Source organism: Fibrella forsythiae (assembly GCF_017353175.1).
Classification (GTDB): domain Bacteria; phylum Bacteroidota; class Bacteroidia; order Cytophagales; family Spirosomataceae; genus Fibrella; species Fibrella forsythiae.
Map to the genome: position 1 here is coordinate 1195993 of NZ_JAFMYW010000002.1, position 20386 is coordinate 1216378.

A 20386-nucleotide genomic window follows, 5' to 3' on the forward strand; every position below is an offset into this window, starting at 1 on the left:
CGGTGAACGATGATCGTCTGATTGAGACGTGTTTTACAGAACCTCGCGGGATAGCTCAACGGCCCTGGAAAATGCTGCCATATCCAGACCGGTAGGAATACCTAACGTACCCAGCGTAGCTATGATCTCTTCGGTAGGCAGGTTGCCGGTGAGCGAATCGGCTGCCATCGGGCAACCACCAAGACCGCCAATGGCACCATCAATGCGCTTCACGCCGGCCCGCACGGCTGCGCGTACCTTCGCGGGCGCTTCGCCGGGGAGGGCGTGCAGGTGCGCCCCGAACGCATGAAACGGAAAGGCGTCAGAGAGATGATCGAAGAGGGCCTCAATGGCAGTCGGTGTTGCCGTACCAACGGTATCGGAGGGGATAATGTGGCGAATGCCGAGGTCAACGAGCCGAGTCGTGAAATCAACCACTAAAGCAGGACTGTACGAGTCGCCATAGGGGTTGCCAAAGCCCATTGACAGGTAAACAACCAGCCCTTTATCGGCCTGCTGGCAAAGGCGCTGCATGGCGGCTACGTCAGCAAGGGCTTCCTGAATAGATTTATTCGTATTGCGCTGCTGAAACGTTTCAGATACTGACAGGGGAAAACCAACGTACCTGATTGCTTCGTAGCCAATAGCCTGCTCAGCTCCGCGCCGGTTAGCAACAATCGCCAGCAGCTTGGTTTGGGTACCGGTCAGATCAAGCCCCGCCAGTACCTCGGCCGTATCCTGCATCTGCGGAACGGCTTTCGGCGACACGAACGAGCCAAAATCGAGCGTGTCGAAACCGACTTTCAGCAACGCATTCAGGTAGCGAATCTTATCGGTCGTCGGAATAAACCGGGTCAGCCCCTGCATCGCATCGCGCGGACATTCGGTAAGGAGCATAAAAAAAATGAGTGAATGGGTGGATTAGCAGATCAGGATAGTGTCACAAAGCGGTAACCAGGCATGCACTCATCCGCTACTCCACTCACTAGTTCTGGTTGAAACTCTTCATGATCCAGCCACCGCCAACAACGTCGTCGCCTTCGTAGAAAACTGCTGCCTGACCGGGAGCAATGGCCGAAACGCCTTCATCGAACCGCACCTCGATCTGGTCAGGGCCGGTTTGAACAACCGTTGCCGACGTACCCGGATCTTTGTAGCGCACTTTCGTTACCGTTTGCAGCGGCTCGGCAATGCCGGCGTATTTCTGAAGGTTCAGTTTACTCACCATCATCCCATTCCGGTACAGGTCTTTGTCGAGGCCCAGAATTACTTCGTTGGTATCTTTCCGAATCTCGGTCACAAATACCGGATGCCCCAGGGCAATGCCCAGCCCTTTGCGTTGACCGATGGTATAAAACGGATAGCCTTCGTGCTTGCCCACTACTTTCCCGGTAGTTTCCAGAATGAAGTTTCCGCCAGCTACTTCTGCTTCCAGCGTCGGAACACGGCGTTTCAGAAAACCCCGGTAATCGTTATCGGGTACGAAACAGATTTCGTACGACTCTGATTTAGTCACCAGTTCCATAAAACCGCGCTCGGTTGCCATGTCCCGAATCTCCGATTTTCGCAGGTGCCCCAGCGGCAAAATGGTCCGCGCCAGACTTTCCTGCGATACGCCCCAGAGCACATACGACTGGTCTTTCAAGGTATCGACACCCTTCGAAATAACGTACCTGCCATTTGATGGACCTTCGGTCGTATCCTGCCGGATGTGTGCGTAATGGCCCGTTGCAATGTGCTCGCAATCAAGGCGGTCGGCGCGGCGGAGCAGGGCATCCCATTTGATGTGGGTGTTACACAACACGCAGGGATTGGGTGTGCGGCCTTCCAGGTATTCGCCCGTAAAATGGTCGATCACCGCGTCGCCGAATTCGTTGCGAATGTCAAGGATGTAATGGGGAAAACCCAGGCTCACCGAGATGTTGCGGGCGTCGTTGATTGAGTCGAGGCTACAGCAGCCGGTCTCTTTTTTGGTGCCGCCCGACGAGGCGTAGTCCCAGGTTTTCATGGTCATGCCAATGACCTCATAGCCTTCTTCGTGCAACATCACCGCTGCCAGCGAAGAATCGATTCCGCCGCTCATCGCGACCAGAATGCGTCCGTGTTTGCTCATGGTATCTGACCGGGTTCAAAGTCCGGCGATAGGTACTGGTTCGTTTTGTTTTGTGTTCGGGGGCCGCATTACAGCCACCCAGCCCCTATTCGAGGCCGTCAAATTAGCTAACGAGCATGGAAGTGTGAATAGTTTCGAATCGGCCATGGATGAGTAAGTCAACCATAAATTGACCCTTTGCCAGTGAACTCATTGACGTATGTCCCCACTTTTTTAGCTATGAAAATTTACCGGATAACCAACGGCATTGTACTTGAACTGGATGATCAGCTGAAACAGCTTGACCCAACGGATTGGGACGGATACATAAACCGTGATAATCTATACGAAGCCTCAATGGCCGATTTCAACAGCGATCGGGCCGAAGCCGTTGGGGCCGACTGGCTGGCAACTCAGGCAATCCTGCCCCCCATTCAAAGCCAGGAAGTGTGGGCGTCGGGGGTAACGTACCTGCGCAGCCGCGACGCCCGGATGGACGAATCGAAAGTGGCGGGCGGCGACACGTTCTATGATAAAGTGTATGATGCCGAACGCCCCGAACTGTTCTTTAAAGCGTCGGCCAAACGGACTGTAGGAACGAACGACTCCGTCCGGATCCGCCGCGACTCAACCTGGGATGTACCTGAGCCGGAACTGACGTTGTTCATTACCGCGTCGGGCAAGATCGTTGGCTATACGGCGGGAAACGACATGAGTTCGCGGAGTATCGAGGGTGAAAACCCGTTGTATCTGCCACAGGCAAAGAGTTATGACCGCTCGGCCAGTCTGGGCCCTTGTCTGTACGTACCTGGCAAGCCTATCGCGCCCGAGACACTGATAAGCCTGACCATTGAACGGGCTGGTGCCATCATGTTCTCGCAGGATATTCAGATCAGTCAGATGAAGCGTGACCATACCGAATTGGTGTCGTTTCTCTTCCGTGAATGCAGTTTTCCCGACGGTGTTTTTCTGATGACCGGCACTGGCATTGTTCCACCGAATACCTTTACACTTCAATCAGCCGATCGGATCACCATCACCATTGACGGTATCGGATCGCTGGTGAACTGGGTAGACTAACGATTGCTTAACGACTAAAAACTATGCAACTGACTGGAAAACAATGGATCGGTGGTGAAAGCTCACGAGAGGGTCTGGAACAGTTTCAGGCCTACACGCCGCACAACAACCAACCCATGGATACGGTCTTTTACGAGGCGACCGGTGCCGAAATTGATCAGGCCGTGAAACTGGCCGACGAATCGTTCTGGACATACCGGAAAACATCCGGCGCAGAGCGGGCTGCTTTTCTGGAAACTATTGCCGACGAGATTCTGGCCCTGGGTGCTCAACTGATCGAAACGGCCTCGCAAGAGTCAGCACTGCCACTGCCGCGCCTCGAAGGCGAACGGGGCCGCACCGTAGGTCAATTACGGTTATTCGCCGATTTTATCCGCAGTGATACCTGGGTTAATGCCATCAGCAGTCCGTTACAGGCTGTGAAAAAAGCGGATGGTGAACCCGCGATGCTACATCAGATGCAGATTGCGCTGGGACCGGTAGCTGTTTTTGGTGCCAGCAATTTCCCGCTGGCGTTTTCGGTAGCGGGTGGCGATACCGTATCGGCACTGGCGGCTGGTTGCCCTGTGGTCTTTAAAGCGCACCCGGCCCACCCGGCCACCTGCGAACTGGTGGGGCAGGCTATTAACCGGGCGCTGGCGAAAACGGGATTGCCCGCCGGTGTTTTCTCGCTCTTGCAGGGCGCAACGCATCGGGTTGGTGAAGCGCTTGTGCAGCACCCGCTGATCAAAGCCGTTGGGTTCACCGGGTCATATCGGGGCGGAAAAGCGCTGTACGATCTGGCCGTTCGCCGGCCCGAGCCGATTCCCGTATATGCCGAAATGGGAAGCACCAATCCGGTTTTCTTTCTGCCGGGAGCGCTGGCCGACAACAAGGCGACTCTGGCAACGGCCTTTGCCGCATCGGTTACGCAGGGTGTTGGCCAATTCTGTACCAACCCGGGTTTGTTCGTTGTTGGAAAGGGCCAAACCGATTTTACCGACGAACTGGAGCGCCAACTGGCCGCCACACCCTGCGGGGCCATGCTGACCGACGGTATCAAACAGGCATACCACAAGGGCATTACCCGCCTCCGTTCCCTTACGGGTACTCAGGCGTCGACCAGTTGGACAGATGAGGGCGTCCAGCCGCATTTGCTAATGACCAACGTACCCAGCGCGTTGCAGCATCCCGAGTTGTCGGAAGAAGTATTCGGGCCATCAACGGTTGGTATCGTAGCCGAATCGAAGGAGGAACTTATGACCTTTGCCAGGAGTCTGCATGGTCACCTGACGGCAACCATTCACGGCACAGAGGCTGACCTGGCCGAGTACGCCGACCTGATCGACGTATTGACTATGAAGGTAGGCCGTTTGGTATTCAACGGGTTTCCAACGGGCGTTGAGGTGAACCATGCGATGGTACACGGTGGACCATTTCCGGCCACTACCGATAGCCGGAGTTCATCCGTGGGTACGTCGGCGATATACCGGTTTACGCGCCCTGTCTGCTTCCAGGCATTTCCGGATTCAGCGCTGCCAGGTACGTTGCAGGGTGTACTGAAGGCGTACTAGTGGGCAAGATTGCTTCGCGCTCTAACCGAAGGGTCTCGAGCGCGAAGCAATCTTGCCTAAACTCCAATTTCGACACTTTTCTACTGGGGAATGAGTGATAGCGTAACCAGGTCATCGTCGCCCTCCCGAATAAACAGATCGACGCTTTTTTCGCGGATGTTGTCGATTTTGGTTTTCCAGTTCAACAGCTTGGTAAAGTCGGCCGTTTGTGAAACCAGGAGTTCGTTGGTAGCCGCATCGATCTTGTAAAAGAGGGCAGTAGGCTTTGTTCCGCCCAGCATCTGCACCTCAAACCGGTTGTCGGGCAGGAATCTCAGCCATTCAACCTCCATGTCTACTTCGCCAACCTGCTGAATGCCGCGTTGATAATACACATCGTTGTTCTGACTAGCCGTTGAAACCACCCATTTTGCCTGGGCTGTTAGCCACTGTTGGGCTTGTCTGGCCTGTGCCATTTCGGTTGTCGTGGCTGGCTCGATGGCCGGTGTTGTGCAAGCCGACAGGAGATACATCAGCATAAAGCTGAGGGGGAGCAGGAATTTTGTCATGGGGTTTGTTCTGTTAACGTTCCTGACAAAGTGTGCTCATGATAGCAGAAGGTTGTAACGGTTTTGGACTTAATTTTCAAGCTGGTAAACGGATGTTGCCATTAACGTACATAGCCGGTGGCTTGATCATTAATGGCTGACAGCCTCTTCCCCTATATCCCTATGCGTCTACTACTCTTTACCGCACTGCTTCTGCTGACGTCGGCCAGCTATGCGCAACAACCCGTTCACCTCATTCCAGAACCCGTATCGGTACAGACTCAAGCGGGCCATTTTGCGCTGACCAAAGCAACGACCATCGCCTACTCCAGACCTGAATCGGCAACGCTGGCAGCCTTGCTGGCTCAACAACTGGCCGGGCAAACCAGCTTTACCCTGACTAGTAAAGCCGTTTTGGTAGCTCCCGCCAATGCCATTTTCCTGGTATTGAATTCGTTGCCCGATGCCCGGCTGGGGCGCGAAGGCTACAAACTCAGCAGCGGCCCGAAAGGGATTACGATCTCGGCCAACCAGTCGGCGGGGCTGTTCTATGGTGCACAAACGTTGCTACAACTACTGCCGGTGGAACGTACCCAGCCCGGCTCACTAAAGACCGCCACACTCTTGATTCCGGCGGTGAAGATCGTCGACTACCCACGGTTTGGCTGGCGGGGCGTTATGCTCGACGTTAGCCGGTCGTTCTTCCCGAAAGCCGATGTAATGCGGTATATTGATGAGCTGGCCCAACTTAAAATCAATACGTTACACTGGCATTTGACCGATGACAATGGCTGGCGAATCGAGATCAAGTCGTTGCCCCGGTTAACCAGCGTGGGCGCATGGCGCGTACCGCGCGATGGCCATTTTGGTGAGCGGCCCAATCCGAAGCCGGGCGAGGCAGCTACCTATGGTGGGTTCTACACCCAGGAAGAGGTTCGGGAAATTGTTCGGTATGCACAGGCTCGTAACATCACCATTGTACCCGAAGTCGATGTACCCGGACACAGCATGGCTATCCTGGCGGCCTATCCCGAATTATCGTGCAGCAAAGACACCTCGGTGCGGGTGAACCCGGGTACGCAATTCGCTGAATGGTACGGTAATGGCTCGTTCAAAATGTTGATCGACAACACATTGAACCCATCTGATGAAGCGGTGTACACGTTCTTAGACAAAGTCTTTGGCGAAATTGCCGCTCTTTTTCCGGGGCAATATATCCATGCGGGCGGCGATGAATGTTACCACGGGTATTGGGCAAAAGACCCCGGCTGTCAGGCGCTGATGAAACGGGAAGGCATGACCAAAGTAGAGGAGTTACAAGGCTACTTTATGGGACGGGTTGAGCAGATCATTAATGCCAAAGGCAAGAAGTTTATGGGCTGGGATGAGATTCTGGAAGGAGGTACCGTGTCGCCAAGCGCAACGGTTATGAGCTGGCGAGGCATGAAAGGAGGCATTGAAGCGGCCAAAAACGGGCACGATGTCGTGATGTCGCCGTCTACCTTCGCTTACCTCGATTATATGCAGAGCGACCCCACGCTGGAACCACGCATCTACGCCAGTCTTCGCCTGAAAACCTGTTACAACTTCGAACCAGTGCCCGCTGACGTCGACTCGACCCGGATTCTGGGCGGGCAGGGTAACCTCTGGACAGAGCAGGCACCAACAATGGGACACGTAGAATATATGAGCTTCCCGCGAGCCTGGGCCCTGGCAGAAGTATTCTGGACACCCAGAAACCGCCGCGACTGGGCTGGCTTTATTCCCCGTATGGAAACCCAGATGCAGCGCGCCGAACAGGCCAACATCAACTACGCCCGCGCGGCGTATGACCCCATCGTGACAACCGTGCTGGCCGATAACAAACTGACGGTCATGCTCGACTCGGAGATTCCCGGATCGGATATCTACTATTCCATCGACGACACGATGCCGGGTCGCTACAGCCCCCGGTATTCACAGCCACTGTTGATTCCTGAAGGTAACGTTACGCTGCGCGTGGTCACCTATCGAAACGGAAAGCCATCTGGTCGCCAGCTGACACTTAAACGCGACGAACTGGTGAAGCGAGCACCGAAATAACCTGTCTGCAGGGCCGTTATCTGTCTATATGAATCATCAACGTTGTTGTCAGCTTCTTCTTACCGCTTTGCTAGTGAGTTGGGCCACTATACTGGTAAATGGGCAGGGGCGGGTACCGCTCACGGCCGATTCAGTGGCTTTATACCAGCGCCATATTGGGCAAACACCCGGCGTTTATCGCTATGAGCGGCATTATGTAGGTGATCTGAACAATGACAAACGACCCGATGTTGTGCTCATCGCCCAACGAACGCAGCACCAGCCCGGCGATGCGCCCGGTGGGTTGGCCCGGCGCGTGATTCTGCTCCTGTATCAGCCAAACGGTCAGCTTCGAAATGCCGTGTATAATGATCAGATTCTCCGCTGTACAACCTGCGGCGGTGGTTCGCTGGTCGATCCGTTCGTGAAGGTAGTATTCAACGGAAATCTGTTCTCGTTTGTCAGTGCGTACGGACTTGGCGAACGAACCTCGCAGGTTATCACGTTTGAGTTTGACCCTAAACGGCCCGACTGGTGGCTGCACACCATCACCTTACAGCCATTCGAATATGCTGCGCCTGGGCAGCCAACCAATACCAGGCCGCCTAAAGTACTGACGAAAAATGAGCTGGGTGTTGTTCGTTTTCAGGATTTTACCAGTAAGCTGATCCCGAAAAAATGAAGTAAACAGAAGTATTTCAGGTACGTTGCCAACGTACCTGAAATACTTATTCGGTTGGTTGCGCCTGCTCCGCAACAGTCACGTCTGCGGCCACCTGTGGGCGGAGATACGCCCAGTGAAACCGGAGTTTGTCATTCTGGGCCGGTGTGCTGCCTTTCTGTTCGCTCAGGTGAACCAGTGGCATATCCTTGTAGAGCGGTCGGGTAATGGCAACAACTTCATCCCAGTACCCAAGCGCTGCTTTCAGGTGTTGAACCGCAGCCTGTTTCATTGTTTCATTTCCCGTAGAACGGTAGGTTTGCAGCGCAACGGCACCCCGTAGTTTTGCCGCCAGGTGTAACCCCAGGTTCGCCCACGTCTTCACGTCTGCAACCTCATACGCCAATGATCGGTTAGTTGTTGTCTTTATCGGGCCAACCAGCAGCAGTGCTTTTCGGCAATCTGTTTCCAGCATAGATGCCAGCGCAAGAGGCGTTACCCGGTTGGTTTCAATGGGTCTTCCTGCTGTTGTGGCCCGTACGAAATCCAGCACCGACATGTAGGCCGGATCAAGGACAGGCTGTGTAATTTGCTGATTAACGGAGATATATGATACGTTTTTGTTGGCGTCGTGGGCCATCATGCCTTCGCTGTAGAGTGAAAAATCCCACGTAAAATCGAAGGCCGACGCCAGCCGCAGGGGCGTGGATGAAGCCAGCGAGTAAGCCTCCAGCAACGGACTTGCCGATGAACCATACCGCCGGATGAACTCCGCGTTGAACACTGCATCAGCCGTAGCCGGATTGTACAGCAAACGCCCCCAGAGTTTGTAAAACAGCCACTGCCGCTCAAACGCGTAGGTCCAGTTGACGGGCCTGCCGGGGGTTGTGAAGTAATCTTTTGCGGGAATGTAGGTTTCGGAGCCCAGGAAATAGCCGCCCACGTATGCCTGATTATTGGCGGCAATATGGGCTCGAATGAAAGCGGGTACACCCCAGCGCAGGCAGAAAAAATCTTCGTTCCGGGCCGTCCAGGTAATTTTATAGGCAGATGGGTTAGGCGTGAAATAGGTGTCGTACAGTTTGCCGCCATGCACCTTTACTAGCGTTGGCGTTGAATGGGCGTGCGACCAGTTGTATTTGAGATCGGCCCAGACAGGCCCCTCAATAAAGTCGAGTGCCCCTTCACGCTCAATTGATTTTCTCGTCAGTTTTTCCGTGTCAATGCTGGTGACGCCCAGTGAGCCGGTAGTGCTGGAAAACGGAATCCGGTGGATGAGTTTTGTTTTCCGGTTAGCCAGTCGCATGCCGTCAATGATGGTGGCGGTCATCCAATCTTCGCGCTGCTGGGGCGTCATTCCGCCCATGCCCTCGCCCAGCGTCAGGCCGAAGCCGGTTAGGTCCGGGTATTCGTTAAGCACCTGCGTAACGCATTCGCGGGTGTATCGTTTCACAATAGCCGACGTATCGCCGTCAATGAAATGGCGATGGTCCAGGTTGTTCACCGCCGGATTGACGTTATACGCTTTTGAGAATTCAGGGCTGGTGAAGATGTTGAACGGAATCAGGTACGTGTCAATGGCGCGCGCCTTCGCCATGCTGAAAATGCTTCTGAACAACGTTTGCCATTCGGCCAGCTGCTGGTTATCAAACGGAGTGGCCGCCGGGAAATTCGTAGGCCTGATCATGAATGTGTAGGGGTGAAGGTTCCAGAGGCTCAGGGCATTGAACCGGTTGGCCACCATCATGTCTAGGAAAGCCCGCCAGTAGAGGGTATCGCGGCAGGTAGTGTAATGCAGGTCGAGGGCGTAGCTGTGCCGGTACGTGTCCCAGGGAAGGTCGAATTTGATCGCGCGGAGTGCCAGATGGGGCTGTTCGCTACGAGCCGTTAGTTTGTGTAGTGCAATACCATTTTGCAGGTCTTCAACAAGCGAAAGACAGCCATAGATCAGACCGCGCGCATCGCCCCCGGTAACGGTGAGCTGATTGGCCCCCCGTTGCACCACATACGATTCGGCACCAAGCACTGAATTGGCCGGAGCCAGACGAATCATGAACGAATTGCTGCTGCCCTTGCCTGCCGTTATGGTGTAGGCGCGGGCAACGAGTGCTTTTGAGAGCTGTTCAACCGCATACCGGCTCTGGGGCGACTGATCGGCAGGCTGAATGGATACGCGTTGGGCAACCGTACTCAGGCATAAACTGATGAGGAGGCACGACAAGAGCAGGCGTATGGTGTTCATCTGGATATTATTATTCGACATACTACAAGCCAGAGCATGCACAACGGCTTAAATACTGCTTTCTATCCATCTTATGGCCCGATTGGCCGCTTCATCTACTGCAAGCCTTGCTGCCGTAGGTACGTTACCCGGCGACGTTCGTTTAGTTTGTGTGTCAATTATGTCACACTCTAACGACAGTGTTGTGGAAGTGTTGGTGCCATACCAGGCCAGGTATACATATCATCCTTGAAGGATGACTGTTGCACGAACGTATGGCTATAAGAATAGCCGTCAAGATCCACGAACGACGCCCGGCATGAGGTGAGTGATGATCAGGTACGTTCACTACAGTTCTGGCCGAATCCAGATAATCTGGCACAAAATAGGGAGGTCAGGAGTTGTGGTACTAGCGATCTGTCTTGTATGCTTGAACTACTCACTGTCGCCGCGTTTGTTGGCTACATCATCTATCTACGAAATTATGCTGATCAACGGAGTACCGCTGAAAAGCAGGCCGATCAACTGCGCGAAGGTATTACGCTGTATCAGAACGACCAATTTGCGGCGGCATTGGCGTACTTCAACCAGGCGCTGGAGTCGCAACCCAAACTTGGCGTGGCGTACCTGTACCGTGCCCGAATTTACCGGACGCTTGGCGATATGAAGGCGGCCCTCAAGAATTTGGAAACTGGTAAAAGTTATGACGATACCATTGCCGACCTGCACCTGGAAACTGGTCAGGTCCATTACCAACTGGGGGATTACGTTACCGCTTTTCAGGATTTTGACAAGGCTATTTTCCACGGGGCTTCAGCTGAAGCTTATTACTGGCGCGGGCTAACCCGACAACAAACCGGCGAACCTGCCGAAGCCGCGCAGGACCTCGCCAGAGCAGAGTCAATAACATCGGTGGCCCAACTGTCAATGGACGCAGCGGTCCCTGTTCAGACGGAGTTCGTCAGTCGTTCATTAGTGGTCAATGCTGGCTTTACGGTGATCAATGCCTTACTGTTATTGTTTGTGATCAAGTATAGTCCCGTTATCCATTGGCCTTATCTACTGGCCGCTTTTTCGGCAGGGGCGATTGGCTTTGCCGAACCGCGTAAAGGGTGGGCGCTTGCCATTGGTCAGGCGTTGCTCATCTGGACAGGATACACGTTTGTGGTTGGTCCTGCGGCCTCGAGCGTTGACCGGGAGGTGGAGTCGTTCAGCCTCTACGGAGCCATAGGTCTCACGTTCGTAGGCAGTTTTCTAGGTAGCATATTAAAGCGGGCACAGGCTGGCGCATAACTTTTTGGCGTGTTTTAGCCGGTTTGGTGGCTAAAGAACAATTCGTGTGTGCTACTTTCGCCCCTCCAAAAATAAGTAAGCGCAGGTACGTATGGCCCTTCAGACAATTGTTAAAATTTCCAACGTCACAAACCTCAGTGATGCCCGTTATTGTGCTGGAATGGGTGTTGACCTTCTCGGCTTTTCAATGGATAGCACCAGCCCTGATTATATCGATCCAGCCCGGTTTGCCGAAATTCGGGGTTGGGTTGCCGGCGTGCACATCGTGGGCGAAACCAGCAGCGCCGATCCCGAGCAAATTGAGCAATTGATGGCTGATTATCAGCCCGATATAGTGCAGGTTGAAGAAACGGCCCTGTTACCCTATCTAAGTACGATGGGTAAACCCCTGATGCTGCGTGTCGATCTGGCGGGAATGTCGCTGGAACAACTCGATGCGGTGGCCGGTACGGCGTTGCCCGGTATTGATTATTTACTGCTTGAAAGTCAGTCTGTTATCCATCTGGACGAAGAACTGATGGCTGCCCTGAAGCAGATTGCGGGCCGTCATCCGGTGCTGCTGGGCATTGGGTTTGAAGCCGATACCATTCAGCCATTGCTAGCCGAATTGCCCGTAGCTGGAATTGCTCTGGCGGGTGGAAATGAAGAACGCCCCGGAAGCCGTGACTTTGGGGCGCTCATGGATATTCTGGAAGTACTGGAAGTGGATTGAGTAGCACGTGTCAACTGGGTGCTACCCGATAAAACGGCAGGTCTGCGGAGCCTTCGACACCTGAACCACCTGCTTATGCCACAACGATATCGCCTTTTGTTGCGTCCCAGGTTACCCGTTTGCCGGTATGTAACGCTTTAGTGGCCATGATGTTGGCTACCGAGTGGTTGAAACCTACCCGAGCCGGGGCATTTGGTTCTTTCCGGCTGCGCACGCACTCCATCCAGTTCCGCATGTGAAACGATGTCATTGGATCACCACCAGTGTTGGCGCTTGTTTCAATCTTCGGACCAGACGACAACGTTTGAGCTGCCAGCAGGTTTGGTTGCATACCCATCTCACGAGCGAAATTAGCCTGAAGGCCGCCTTCCGACGAAATCTTGTTGGTGTCGAGGTTGATCATGCCGCCGTTCGAATAGTAGTATTCTTTAGTACCGCCAGCCTCATTGTGCATCCGCGACGAGTACATCACCTGGAAGCCTTTGTTCTTGTCATTGTCCGGGCCGTAATCGAATACGGCGGTGAATGTATCAGCGTTTACGCGACCATCTTTCCAAACGTATACACCACCATTGGCAACCACCGAACGGGGGTGATCAAGGCCGCTGAACCAGTGAACCGTATCGATCTGGTGCGACATCCATTGGCCGGGAATACCCGATGAGTAGGGATAGAATAGTCTATATTCCAGGTACTTGCGTGGGTCCCAGGCTTCGGCCGGGCGGTTCAGCAAAAAGCGTTTCCAGTCGGTATCTTCCTGGCGAATTTCGGATACCAGTTTAGGGCGGCGCCACCGGCCGGGCTGGTTTACGTTCCAGGTCATTTCAACCATCGATACGTCGCCAAACTTGCCCGACTTAATGAAGTCATTCGCGGCGTGGTAGTTAGGAGCCGAGCGGCGCTGTGACCCTACCTGAACGATCTTTTTCGACTTTTCAACGGCTTTCAGGGCTTTGCGTGCATCTTCCATCGATTCAGCAAACGGCTTTTCAACGTACACGTCGCGGCCAGATTCGACCGCATCGGCGCAGTGAATCGCGTGCTGGAAATCGGCCGTACTGATAATTACCGCGTCGATGTCTTTCCGGTCCAGGAGTTCATCGTTGTTACGGCACATGGCAAAATTATTGGCATCGGCCCAGCCTTTGCCGGTCAGATATGCCTTGGCTTCGTCGCGGCGGCGATTCCAGAGGTCGGATACCCCAACGAAAGAGAAGTTCAGTTCTTTGGCGTGGTCAGAAAAAGCGGGAGAGAGCGACTGCCGAAACCGGTCAGAAAAGCCGATAACGCCCACGCGTACCCGCTCGTTTGAGCCAATGATACGCCCGTAGCTACTGGCCGAAAAGCTCATGCCCAAACCGGCTAGTGCTGATGTTTTAAGAAAATCTCGTCTGTTATGCATAAGCTATGTACTTGTTTTAAAGCGGAAATTTCAGGTTTTGCGTGATGTACTCTTTATTAGTCTGGGCACACTGCAATGCTGTGCGGCCTGGCTCAGGTACTCCGTCTAATTCGATAATGCCCCAGCCGTTGAAGTTAATGGTCTTCAGGGCTTTAAATACGGCAGGTACGTTCACATTGCCACGGCCGAGTTCCACAAATTTGTAGGCGCTGGGCGTCTCCGGCCGGTCGGGCAGTGGCGACATCGTATCTTTCAGGTGGAGCGAATGAATTATATCGCGGTACTGGATAACAGCAAGTTCAGGCTGCCCGCCACCCTGTTTGAAGTGAGCAATGTCGAGAAGCAGGCGCATGGCCTTAGGTTTCATCGCCTGCACAATCACATCAATTTCGGCGGGCGTTTCGCCTAGCTGGTGCATGTGATTATGATATACAGCCTGCACACCCAGATCGGCTGTTTGTTTGCCAATCTCGTTCATTACCGTGGCCAGGCGTTTCAACTCTTCCGTGGTAGGGAGGCGGTCTTTTGGCCGGGCTGAATTGGTTAACTGTATAGCTGACCCACCCAGTGCTTTTACAAAGCTGGCATGGGCTACGTGTTGATCGATGGTGCTCTGGAACTTAGCCGGGTCAATCTCTACATTACCGCTCGAGAACATAGCCAACTGCAGCCCATGTTGGTCAAGCAGGGCTTTCAGTTCTGAAGGCTTTGTGCGATATGGCCCAAATGCATTGGCGCGCAGTTGAATGCCCTTGAAGCCTGTTGACGATATGTCTGTGATGGCCTGGGCATCGTTGCCGCCCCAGGTAATGGCCGAGTACGCTATCTTCAGACCTGATTTCGGCGGTGTTGCCATGCCGTCTACACCGGCGGCCAATACGAGCGCTGAAGCGCCTGCTGCCTGAAGAAACTGCCTGCGGTTGATACCCGTCTGTTCCTGACTATCAGCAAGGGCGGGCGCCAGGTGGTCAGAAGCCCGCTGGCGATTTAAGAGTAAGGATATTAGCTGTTGCTTCATGTACAGCCAAAGTAGCCGTACAGACCTTTCTACTAAATTCCTTTTAGTCAACAGCTAATTGGCAATAAATAAAAAAGCGGTCACTGCCAGGCAGTGACCGCTCTGAAGCGGAGGTTGGTTTTTATTTGGTGATCACCTTCACATTGATCTTTTTCATTGGTTGCTTGCCGAGTTCACCTACTTTGACGCCGGTGCCAAGGCCAACGGCGTCTACCCTCAGGTAGTTGATGCCTGCCCCTACAAGTTGTTGCTTAATGGCGTTTACCCGCTTGAAAGACAGGGCTTTGTTGGTTAGTCCGCCAGCTGGGCCGGGGGCGTCGTTGGCATAGCCCTGAAGCTGGATCTGAAGTGTTGGCCGCGCTTTAAGTAACGCCACCAACTCGTTGATCTGGCCCTGCGATGTGGGCGTCATGCTCAGCGAAGCGGGCTGAAAAGTTACACTCGTTAACCCGAAAACGCGTCCTTTGGGTTGGGTTGGATCGTTCAGGTACGTTGTCATGGCAGTATTGAACGTTGCATCGGCGGATGTGGGCGTACCTATGCCTGTAGCTGTTGTTGCCGACGTTGCCGTTGTTGAGACAGGCCGGGTAGCTACCGTATCGACGGGTACGGCCAGGGAGCGGGCCACCGTGTCAGACTGCGCTGAATCGCCAAGTACCGGTAGGGTTTCTTCCGTCGTTGCCGACGTGTCTGTTGAGAAATTCTTGCTGTTCTGCCAGACGAAATACCCGCCAACGCCAATGGCTGCAACGATTAGCGCACCAATCAGCCATTTCCCGGCCGACCCACCGGAGTCGTTGTCCAGATCAGGCTCAAACGATACCGTTGAAGGCGGAACAGGCCGCGTGGCTGGACCGGTAGGGTTACGTGGAGGCAGTACCTGGGCAGTCCGTTTGGCGGGTGCGGCCACACCAGCAACAATCTGCTGGATCCCTACTTTCTCAACAAGTTGCGGGAACAGGCTCTCCGGTACGGCATTGATAAAGGCTTCGCGCTGATCGAAGAGCGAGGCCGCCAGCCCGTCGGCGTCTAATTTCTTTTCTTTAACCTGTTTGCCCAGCACGTCGAGCACAACACCAGCGGTAAGTCCAAGCAAGGAAATTGCCGACGAGTTCCGGATACCCGCGTAGCTGGAAATCATGCCGGCAATGGAGCTTTTCATCGCCGGCAATAACCGACTGATTGCCTCGTTGCCCGTTGTGATAACAGCGTGAGTTTGCGTAGCATCTTTCAGTACGCTGTTCAGATTGGTGGATAGCGAGCCATCATAGCCACTCTTCTGTAGTTGGCTAAATAGTTGATTAACACCAATTTCGGAAGTAGTCCGTTTCAACAGGCCGCCAAAAACGGTGTGAACTAAGCCTTCGACGGCTTTTGTGGTTTTCTCCGCAGGCTCATCCTCGTACAAGGCAATTTTGGCCAGTACCTCGGGGGTAAGCACTTCGTTAAACGCACCAAATAAAGTCATGATGATTGGTCAGTATACAGTTACTATACGAATGCTCATACGCCTCGGTCACTCCGTCAGCTTCTGATTAGCAGTGGATAGGTCACCCGATGGCTGTTTAGCGCGAAAATCGGCTTGTTAGACCCGATTTGTTTGTGATTCGGCATTCGCATCCTGTCCCAAAATTAAACACAGTTTTTCAATGGAAACCACTCAATCATTTATAAATGTTCGACTACTGCCTTTTCTGCAATTGAATCAGGGCTTGTTGATAGTCTTCATCGACAAATCGGAGTCGTTGCTGGCAGAAAGCGATTAATTCGGTAGCCTGCCGGATTCGGCCCGGCAGCTCATCGAGCGGTACGGCTTCATTCTCTATTTCGTCAACGAGAAATGTCAACTGTTCGTATGCTTCCTGGTAAGTCATCTGGATGAATTAAGAATTAAAAAAGCAAGAATGGTACCGCGAAACAACGTACCTGAGTGCAGCTATTCTGCATCGGTCACAATCAACTGAACTGTTCCATCGGCAAACCGGGCCTGCACGTCATCGCCCGGCCTGAACGCATCGGCACTCGTTAGAATCTGACCGTTCCGGCTTAGCAGCGCATAACCACGCCGCAACACATTGATCGGGTCAAGATGCCGCACGGTGGTTGCTTTTTCGGCTAGTTCAACATGGCGGTTGCGTAGGTACGTTTGTGTGCCATACCGAAACCGGTCGGTCAGAATATCTACTTCTTCGCGGGCGTTCTGCATGGCTACCCGGCTGGCCTCAGCCACACGATAGGCCAGTTGCAGACAGTTTTCTTCAAATATCCGGTTATGTTCAATTAGGAATACAGCTGCTTTCGTAGGCGTTTTTACGCTCTGATGGCACATCATATCGGTAATGCTGATGTTCCGGTCATGGCCAATACCAGCCAGAATGGGGTAGGGGAAACTTGCTACTGCCACGCCCATCCGCAGGGTGTCAAATGCGCCAAAATCGAGCTGAGAGCCCCCGCCACGCACAATCACAACGGCATCGTAGGGGGTTGCACGCCCGGCAATCTGTTCCAGTTGGGTACAAATAGCCTTGTCGGCGCCCTGGCCTTGTACCTGGGTCAGGTATTCGTCGATAACAAACTGATAACCCCAGGGGTTGTTGGCCAGCTCCTGCCGGAAATCGCGCCAGCCGTCGGAGTTGGGGGCGGTGATGAGTGCAATGCGTTGCCAAACCGCCGGCCGGTCGAGCATCTGATTGCTGGTAATGTACTGTCCCTGATCGAGCCAAACGTATTGCGAATGCTCACGTACCAGGGTATCCAGAACAGCCTGCCGTTCCCGTTCGATATTGCCCATTGTATAGGCGTGGTCTATCTGGTGAATCTCCAGCCGCATGCCATAAATCGGACTGTAGGTGACCGACACGAGCATCAGCAACTGAATATTTCGGGCAAAGGCAACGCCGGTAGCGGCTTCAAACGCGCGCAGAATCGGGTAGTTTTTTCGCCAGATAACCGCGTCGAGTTTGGCTACTGTCTGATTGCCTTCGCGTTCTACCAGCCCCAGAAAACAGTATTGCCGGTCGGGGTAATTCTTGATATCGCTGGTTTCGGCCAGAACCCACATGGCTTTCCCACCGAAATTCTCTTCCAGAACGGAGTCAATCGTATACGCAAGGTCGGATAGGCGAATTGGAGACATAGTTATTTACGAATTACAATGGGCGAGGTACGATGTAATCTGGTAGAGGGAAAAATCGTAATTCGTCCGTCGTAAATCAGCAACATCCACCGCCATCGTAAAAATACGTTGACGGTGAAATGAAAATATCGTCGCGGCCAAGAGCGGCCAGGGCTCCTGCTGTTTTGTCGCAAACGGCCAACGGTTGATTTGGCAGCAAAACGTGCCCTTTATGGTCGTCAAAATGGTCGTTATCGCCATAGTAAATGGCCGTGCGCCCGGTGAAGATACAGGGGCCATCTGCCGGCATTGGGTCTTTAATGGCACACACTTCTACGCTCTCGATATAAACCAGTTCACTAGTTGCGTAGTGATTGGGCGACAGGATCCGATAGGCCCGTTTAGCACGTACCTCCACGGTGCCGAACCCTACACGGGTGATCACATCCAGGTATTCGCTCAGAGGCAGCGAACCAGTCAGGCACAGGGCGCGCAGCCGGTCATCATTGCGAAGTGCCTCCGACATGGGCTGTTCGCAGGTAGGGTCTGACATAACGAGCCGACCGTGCGGTTTCAAGACCCGGTATACTTCTTCGAGGGCTACGCGCAGGTCATCGGCCTTGAAAATATTGAACAGGCAGTTCTGAGCGGCTACATCAACGGTATTGCTGGCAACGGGCAGGGCCAGCGCGCTACCTTTACGAATATCCATAAATTCGCGCCGGAACCAGTCGTTCTGAGCTTCAGCCTCAACCAGGTTTGCCTGGCAGGCTGCCAGCATTTCGTCAACAATGTCAACGCCAATGATAGCCCCCGGCCTCCGGCTGAAATAAGCAAACTGAAGCAGTTCCATACCGCCGCCGATACCAACATACAGCACCGTTGGGTCGTTTACCAGATCGCGCGGATTTACGGTGCTGCCGCAACCATAATTCATCTCCAGCATCCGTTTGGGAATACTCAGGCCGGGAAGTTGCCAAACCGGATTGGTGGTACAGCATAAGCCCACATCCGGGGTTTCGGCAGCCTGTTTATACACGTCAACGGTAGCATCGAGGTAAGACATAAGGGATTTGAATGGGTAGCCACCCCGGCTGGAGCGGTCGTGGTTTTAGATGATGGATTGACTCTTTCAGGCTGTAGCGCCGCCGCAGCTCGAACCGGCCCCGGCTGTGCAGGCGTAGCAATGCTCATTCACGATGATGCTGCGCTTCGCCAACTTATCGGCATCGAAATCGCGGATGTGGGTAATCTGACTGGCCACGTTGAGGTCGAGCATCTGATTGAAATCGCAGTCGTAGAGTTGACCGTCCCAGCCAATCGAAATGGTATTGCGGCACATCACGCCTGCCGCCGCCGACGGATTAAAGGAGTTTACCAGTTTTTCCATGTACCCGTCGTAATTGCCCGATGTGATCAGGTAATCCAGATAACGACTTACAGGTACGTTGGTAATGGCGTATAGATCGTTGAAAACCAGGCCGAACTCGTCAGATAGAACCCGTTTGAACTGCCGTTTCAGGCTGCCTTGATCACCGGGTAAGAAGGCGCCGTTCGGATTGTAAACCAGATTCAGTATCAGACCGGATTCTTCCTGACCGTAGCCCACATCGTTGAGCATTTTCATGGCCCGGATCGAATCGGCAAACACGCCTTTGCCCCGTTGCCGGTCTGTTTTATCGGCATTGTAGAAAGGCAGCGAACTGACAACCTCGATTTGATGATCCCGGAAAAATTCGGGCAGGTCGTGGTATTTCGGATTGGCCACGATGATGGTCAGATTGCAGCGCACGATGACGTGCCGGCCAAGCCTGGTTAGCTCCTCGACAAACCAGCGGAAATTGGGGTTCATTTCGGGAGCGCCGCCCGTTAGGTCAACCGTTGGGATGCTCGTTTTCGCCAGCGCATCGAGGCATTGCTGCATCGTTTCGCGGGTCATGATCTCTTTCCGATCGGGCCCCGCATCGACATGGCAATGGCGGCAAACCTGATTGCACATCTTACCCACGTTTACCTGAAAGATGTCGATCTGCGTTGGTGTCAGCGGAAAAAGATCAACATCGTCAAGCTTTTCCCGAAAGCTGGGTAACCCCAGTTTACTGAAGGTGTCATTCCCGATGAAATCGAGTTGCGCGGCTGAACTAGCCAACGTGTGTCCGGCGGCTTTTAATGATTTCGTCGTTGACATAGGTGAAGCGATATACGTGCAGAATAAGTCTGCTGCCAGACTCAATTTGGTATGAATTACATGCTTAACTCTTTGGCCTTGTTCATCATCTGAACACCGTGGACCAGCGTGGCGCCTCCGCGGATTGCTGCGGCAACGTGAACGGCTTCCATCATTTCCTGTTCTGAACAGCCTTTTTCGAGTGTATCACTGGTGTAGGCATCAATGCAATAAGGACACTGAACGGTATGCGATACGGCCAGGGCAATCAATGATTTCTCCCGGGCGGTGAGGGCTCCTTCGGCGAAAACGGCTCCGTAATAGGCGAAGAACTTGTCGGCAAATTCTTTTTGGAATTCACCAATCTGGCCAAACTTTTTGAGGTCAGCGGGGTCGTAATACGTTTGCATGGTCAGGTGTTTTATTGATATACGTGAAAAGATGAAGAGCGAATGCCCCAACGGGTAAAAAAATGATAGTTTAATTTCGACCATTCTTTTACCCG

Annotated in this window: 18 protein-coding genes; 6 read left to right on the top strand and 12 right to left on the bottom strand. The window is 53.5% G+C overall.

Annotation, left to right across the window (positions count from 1 at the left end; genetic code table 11):
* Positions 1 to 33: 33 nt before the first annotated feature.
* Both J2I46_RS10990 and mnmA read right to left on the bottom strand, forming a co-directional pair.
* Entirely contained in the window at positions 34 to 876 is an 843-nt protein-coding gene (locus tag J2I46_RS10990) for a hydroxymethylglutaryl-CoA lyase (protein WP_207329041.1), read from the bottom strand.
* A gap of 88 nt (positions 877 to 964) precedes the next feature.
* Complete coding sequence (gene mnmA / locus J2I46_RS10995; RefSeq protein ID WP_207329042.1) at positions 965 to 2092, bottom strand: tRNA 2-thiouridine(34) synthase MnmA; 1128 nt, start codon at positions 2090 to 2092, stop codon at positions 965 to 967.
* A gap of 219 nt (positions 2093 to 2311) precedes the next feature.
* Here mnmA and J2I46_RS11000 point away from each other — a divergent pair, with 219 nt between their 5' ends.
* On the top strand, positions 2312 to 3151 hold the full coding sequence (locus tag J2I46_RS11000; RefSeq protein WP_207329043.1) for a fumarylacetoacetate hydrolase family protein: 840 nt from the start codon (positions 2312 to 2314) through the stop codon (positions 3149 to 3151).
* 23 nt (positions 3152 to 3174) lie between these two features.
* The gene (locus tag J2I46_RS11005; RefSeq protein ID WP_207329044.1) at positions 3175 to 4704 is read left to right on the top strand and encodes an aldehyde dehydrogenase (NADP(+)); all 1530 of its coding nucleotides are present in this window, start codon (positions 3175 to 3177) and stop codon (positions 4702 to 4704) included.
* A gap of 80 nt (positions 4705 to 4784) precedes the next feature.
* Here J2I46_RS11005 and J2I46_RS11010 read toward each other — a convergent pair whose 3' ends face one another.
* A complete protein-coding gene (locus J2I46_RS11010) occupies positions 4785 to 5252 on the bottom strand; it encodes a hypothetical protein (RefSeq protein WP_207329045.1) in 468 nt (155 codons plus the stop codon).
* A 162-nt stretch (positions 5253 to 5414) separates the two neighbouring features.
* Here J2I46_RS11010 and J2I46_RS11015 point away from each other — a divergent pair, with 162 nt between their 5' ends.
* Together J2I46_RS11015 and J2I46_RS11020 are read left to right on the top strand one after the other, a co-directional pair.
* Positions 5415 to 7313, top strand: coding sequence for a beta-N-acetylhexosaminidase (locus J2I46_RS11015; RefSeq protein ID WP_207329046.1), 1899 nt, complete (start codon positions 5415 to 5417; stop codon positions 7311 to 7313).
* A gap of 28 nt (positions 7314 to 7341) precedes the next feature.
* On the top strand, positions 7342 to 7974 hold the full coding sequence (locus tag J2I46_RS11020) for a hypothetical protein (RefSeq protein WP_207329047.1): 633 nt from the start codon (positions 7342 to 7344) through the stop codon (positions 7972 to 7974).
* A 46-nt stretch (positions 7975 to 8020) separates the two neighbouring features.
* Here the strand turns inward: J2I46_RS11020 and J2I46_RS11025 are convergent, their stop codons facing one another.
* Positions 8021 to 10195: a hypothetical protein gene (locus J2I46_RS11025; RefSeq protein ID WP_207329048.1), complete on the bottom strand. Its 2175-nt coding sequence runs from the start codon at positions 10193 to 10195 to the stop codon at positions 8021 to 8023.
* A 405-nt stretch (positions 10196 to 10600) separates the two neighbouring features.
* On the opposite strand from J2I46_RS11025, the gene J2I46_RS11030 reads away from it, so the two are divergent.
* Together J2I46_RS11030 and trpF are read left to right on the top strand one after the other, a co-directional pair.
* Positions 10601 to 11467, top strand: coding sequence for a tetratricopeptide repeat protein (locus J2I46_RS11030; RefSeq protein WP_207329049.1), 867 nt, complete (start codon positions 10601 to 10603; stop codon positions 11465 to 11467).
* A 91-nt stretch (positions 11468 to 11558) separates the two neighbouring features.
* Positions 11559 to 12179, top strand: coding sequence for a phosphoribosylanthranilate isomerase (trpF, locus tag J2I46_RS11035; protein ID WP_207329050.1), 621 nt, complete (start codon positions 11559 to 11561; stop codon positions 12177 to 12179).
* A 73-nt stretch (positions 12180 to 12252) separates the two neighbouring features.
* Here the strand turns inward: trpF and J2I46_RS11040 are convergent, their stop codons facing one another.
* From J2I46_RS11040 to J2I46_RS11075, 8 genes are all read right to left on the bottom strand, one after another.
* The gene (locus J2I46_RS11040; protein WP_207329051.1) at positions 12253 to 13581 is read right to left on the bottom strand and encodes a Gfo/Idh/MocA family protein; all 1329 of its coding nucleotides are present in this window, start codon (positions 13579 to 13581) and stop codon (positions 12253 to 12255) included.
* 16 nt (positions 13582 to 13597) lie between these two features.
* On the bottom strand, positions 13598 to 14599 hold the full coding sequence (locus J2I46_RS11045; protein ID WP_207329052.1) for a sugar phosphate isomerase/epimerase family protein: 1002 nt from the start codon (positions 14597 to 14599) through the stop codon (positions 13598 to 13600).
* Positions 14600 to 14720: 121 nt separating this feature from the next.
* On the bottom strand, positions 14721 to 16067 hold the full coding sequence (locus tag J2I46_RS11050) for a DUF937 domain-containing protein (RefSeq protein WP_207329053.1): 1347 nt from the start codon (positions 16065 to 16067) through the stop codon (positions 14721 to 14723).
* A 214-nt stretch (positions 16068 to 16281) separates the two neighbouring features.
* On the bottom strand, positions 16282 to 16473 hold the full coding sequence (gene xseB / locus J2I46_RS11055) for an exodeoxyribonuclease VII small subunit (RefSeq protein ID WP_207329054.1): 192 nt from the start codon (positions 16471 to 16473) through the stop codon (positions 16282 to 16284).
* 62 nt (positions 16474 to 16535) lie between these two features.
* Positions 16536 to 17735, bottom strand: coding sequence for an exodeoxyribonuclease VII large subunit (locus tag J2I46_RS11060; RefSeq protein ID WP_207329055.1), 1200 nt, complete (start codon positions 17733 to 17735; stop codon positions 16536 to 16538).
* A 76-nt stretch (positions 17736 to 17811) separates the two neighbouring features.
* Positions 17812 to 18780, bottom strand: a complete 969-nt coding sequence (gene arsM / locus J2I46_RS11065) for an arsenosugar biosynthesis arsenite methyltransferase ArsM (RefSeq protein WP_207329056.1) — start codon at positions 18778 to 18780, stop codon at positions 17812 to 17814.
* A gap of 66 nt (positions 18781 to 18846) precedes the next feature.
* On the bottom strand, positions 18847 to 19902 hold the full coding sequence (gene arsS, locus J2I46_RS11070; protein WP_207329057.1) for an arsenosugar biosynthesis radical SAM (seleno)protein ArsS: 1056 nt from the start codon (positions 19900 to 19902) through the stop codon (positions 18847 to 18849).
* A 56-nt stretch (positions 19903 to 19958) separates the two neighbouring features.
* Positions 19959 to 20291, bottom strand: coding sequence for an arsenosugar biosynthesis-associated peroxidase-like protein (locus J2I46_RS11075; RefSeq protein ID WP_207329058.1), 333 nt, complete (start codon positions 20289 to 20291; stop codon positions 19959 to 19961).
* Positions 20292 to 20386 lie beyond the last annotated feature (95 nt).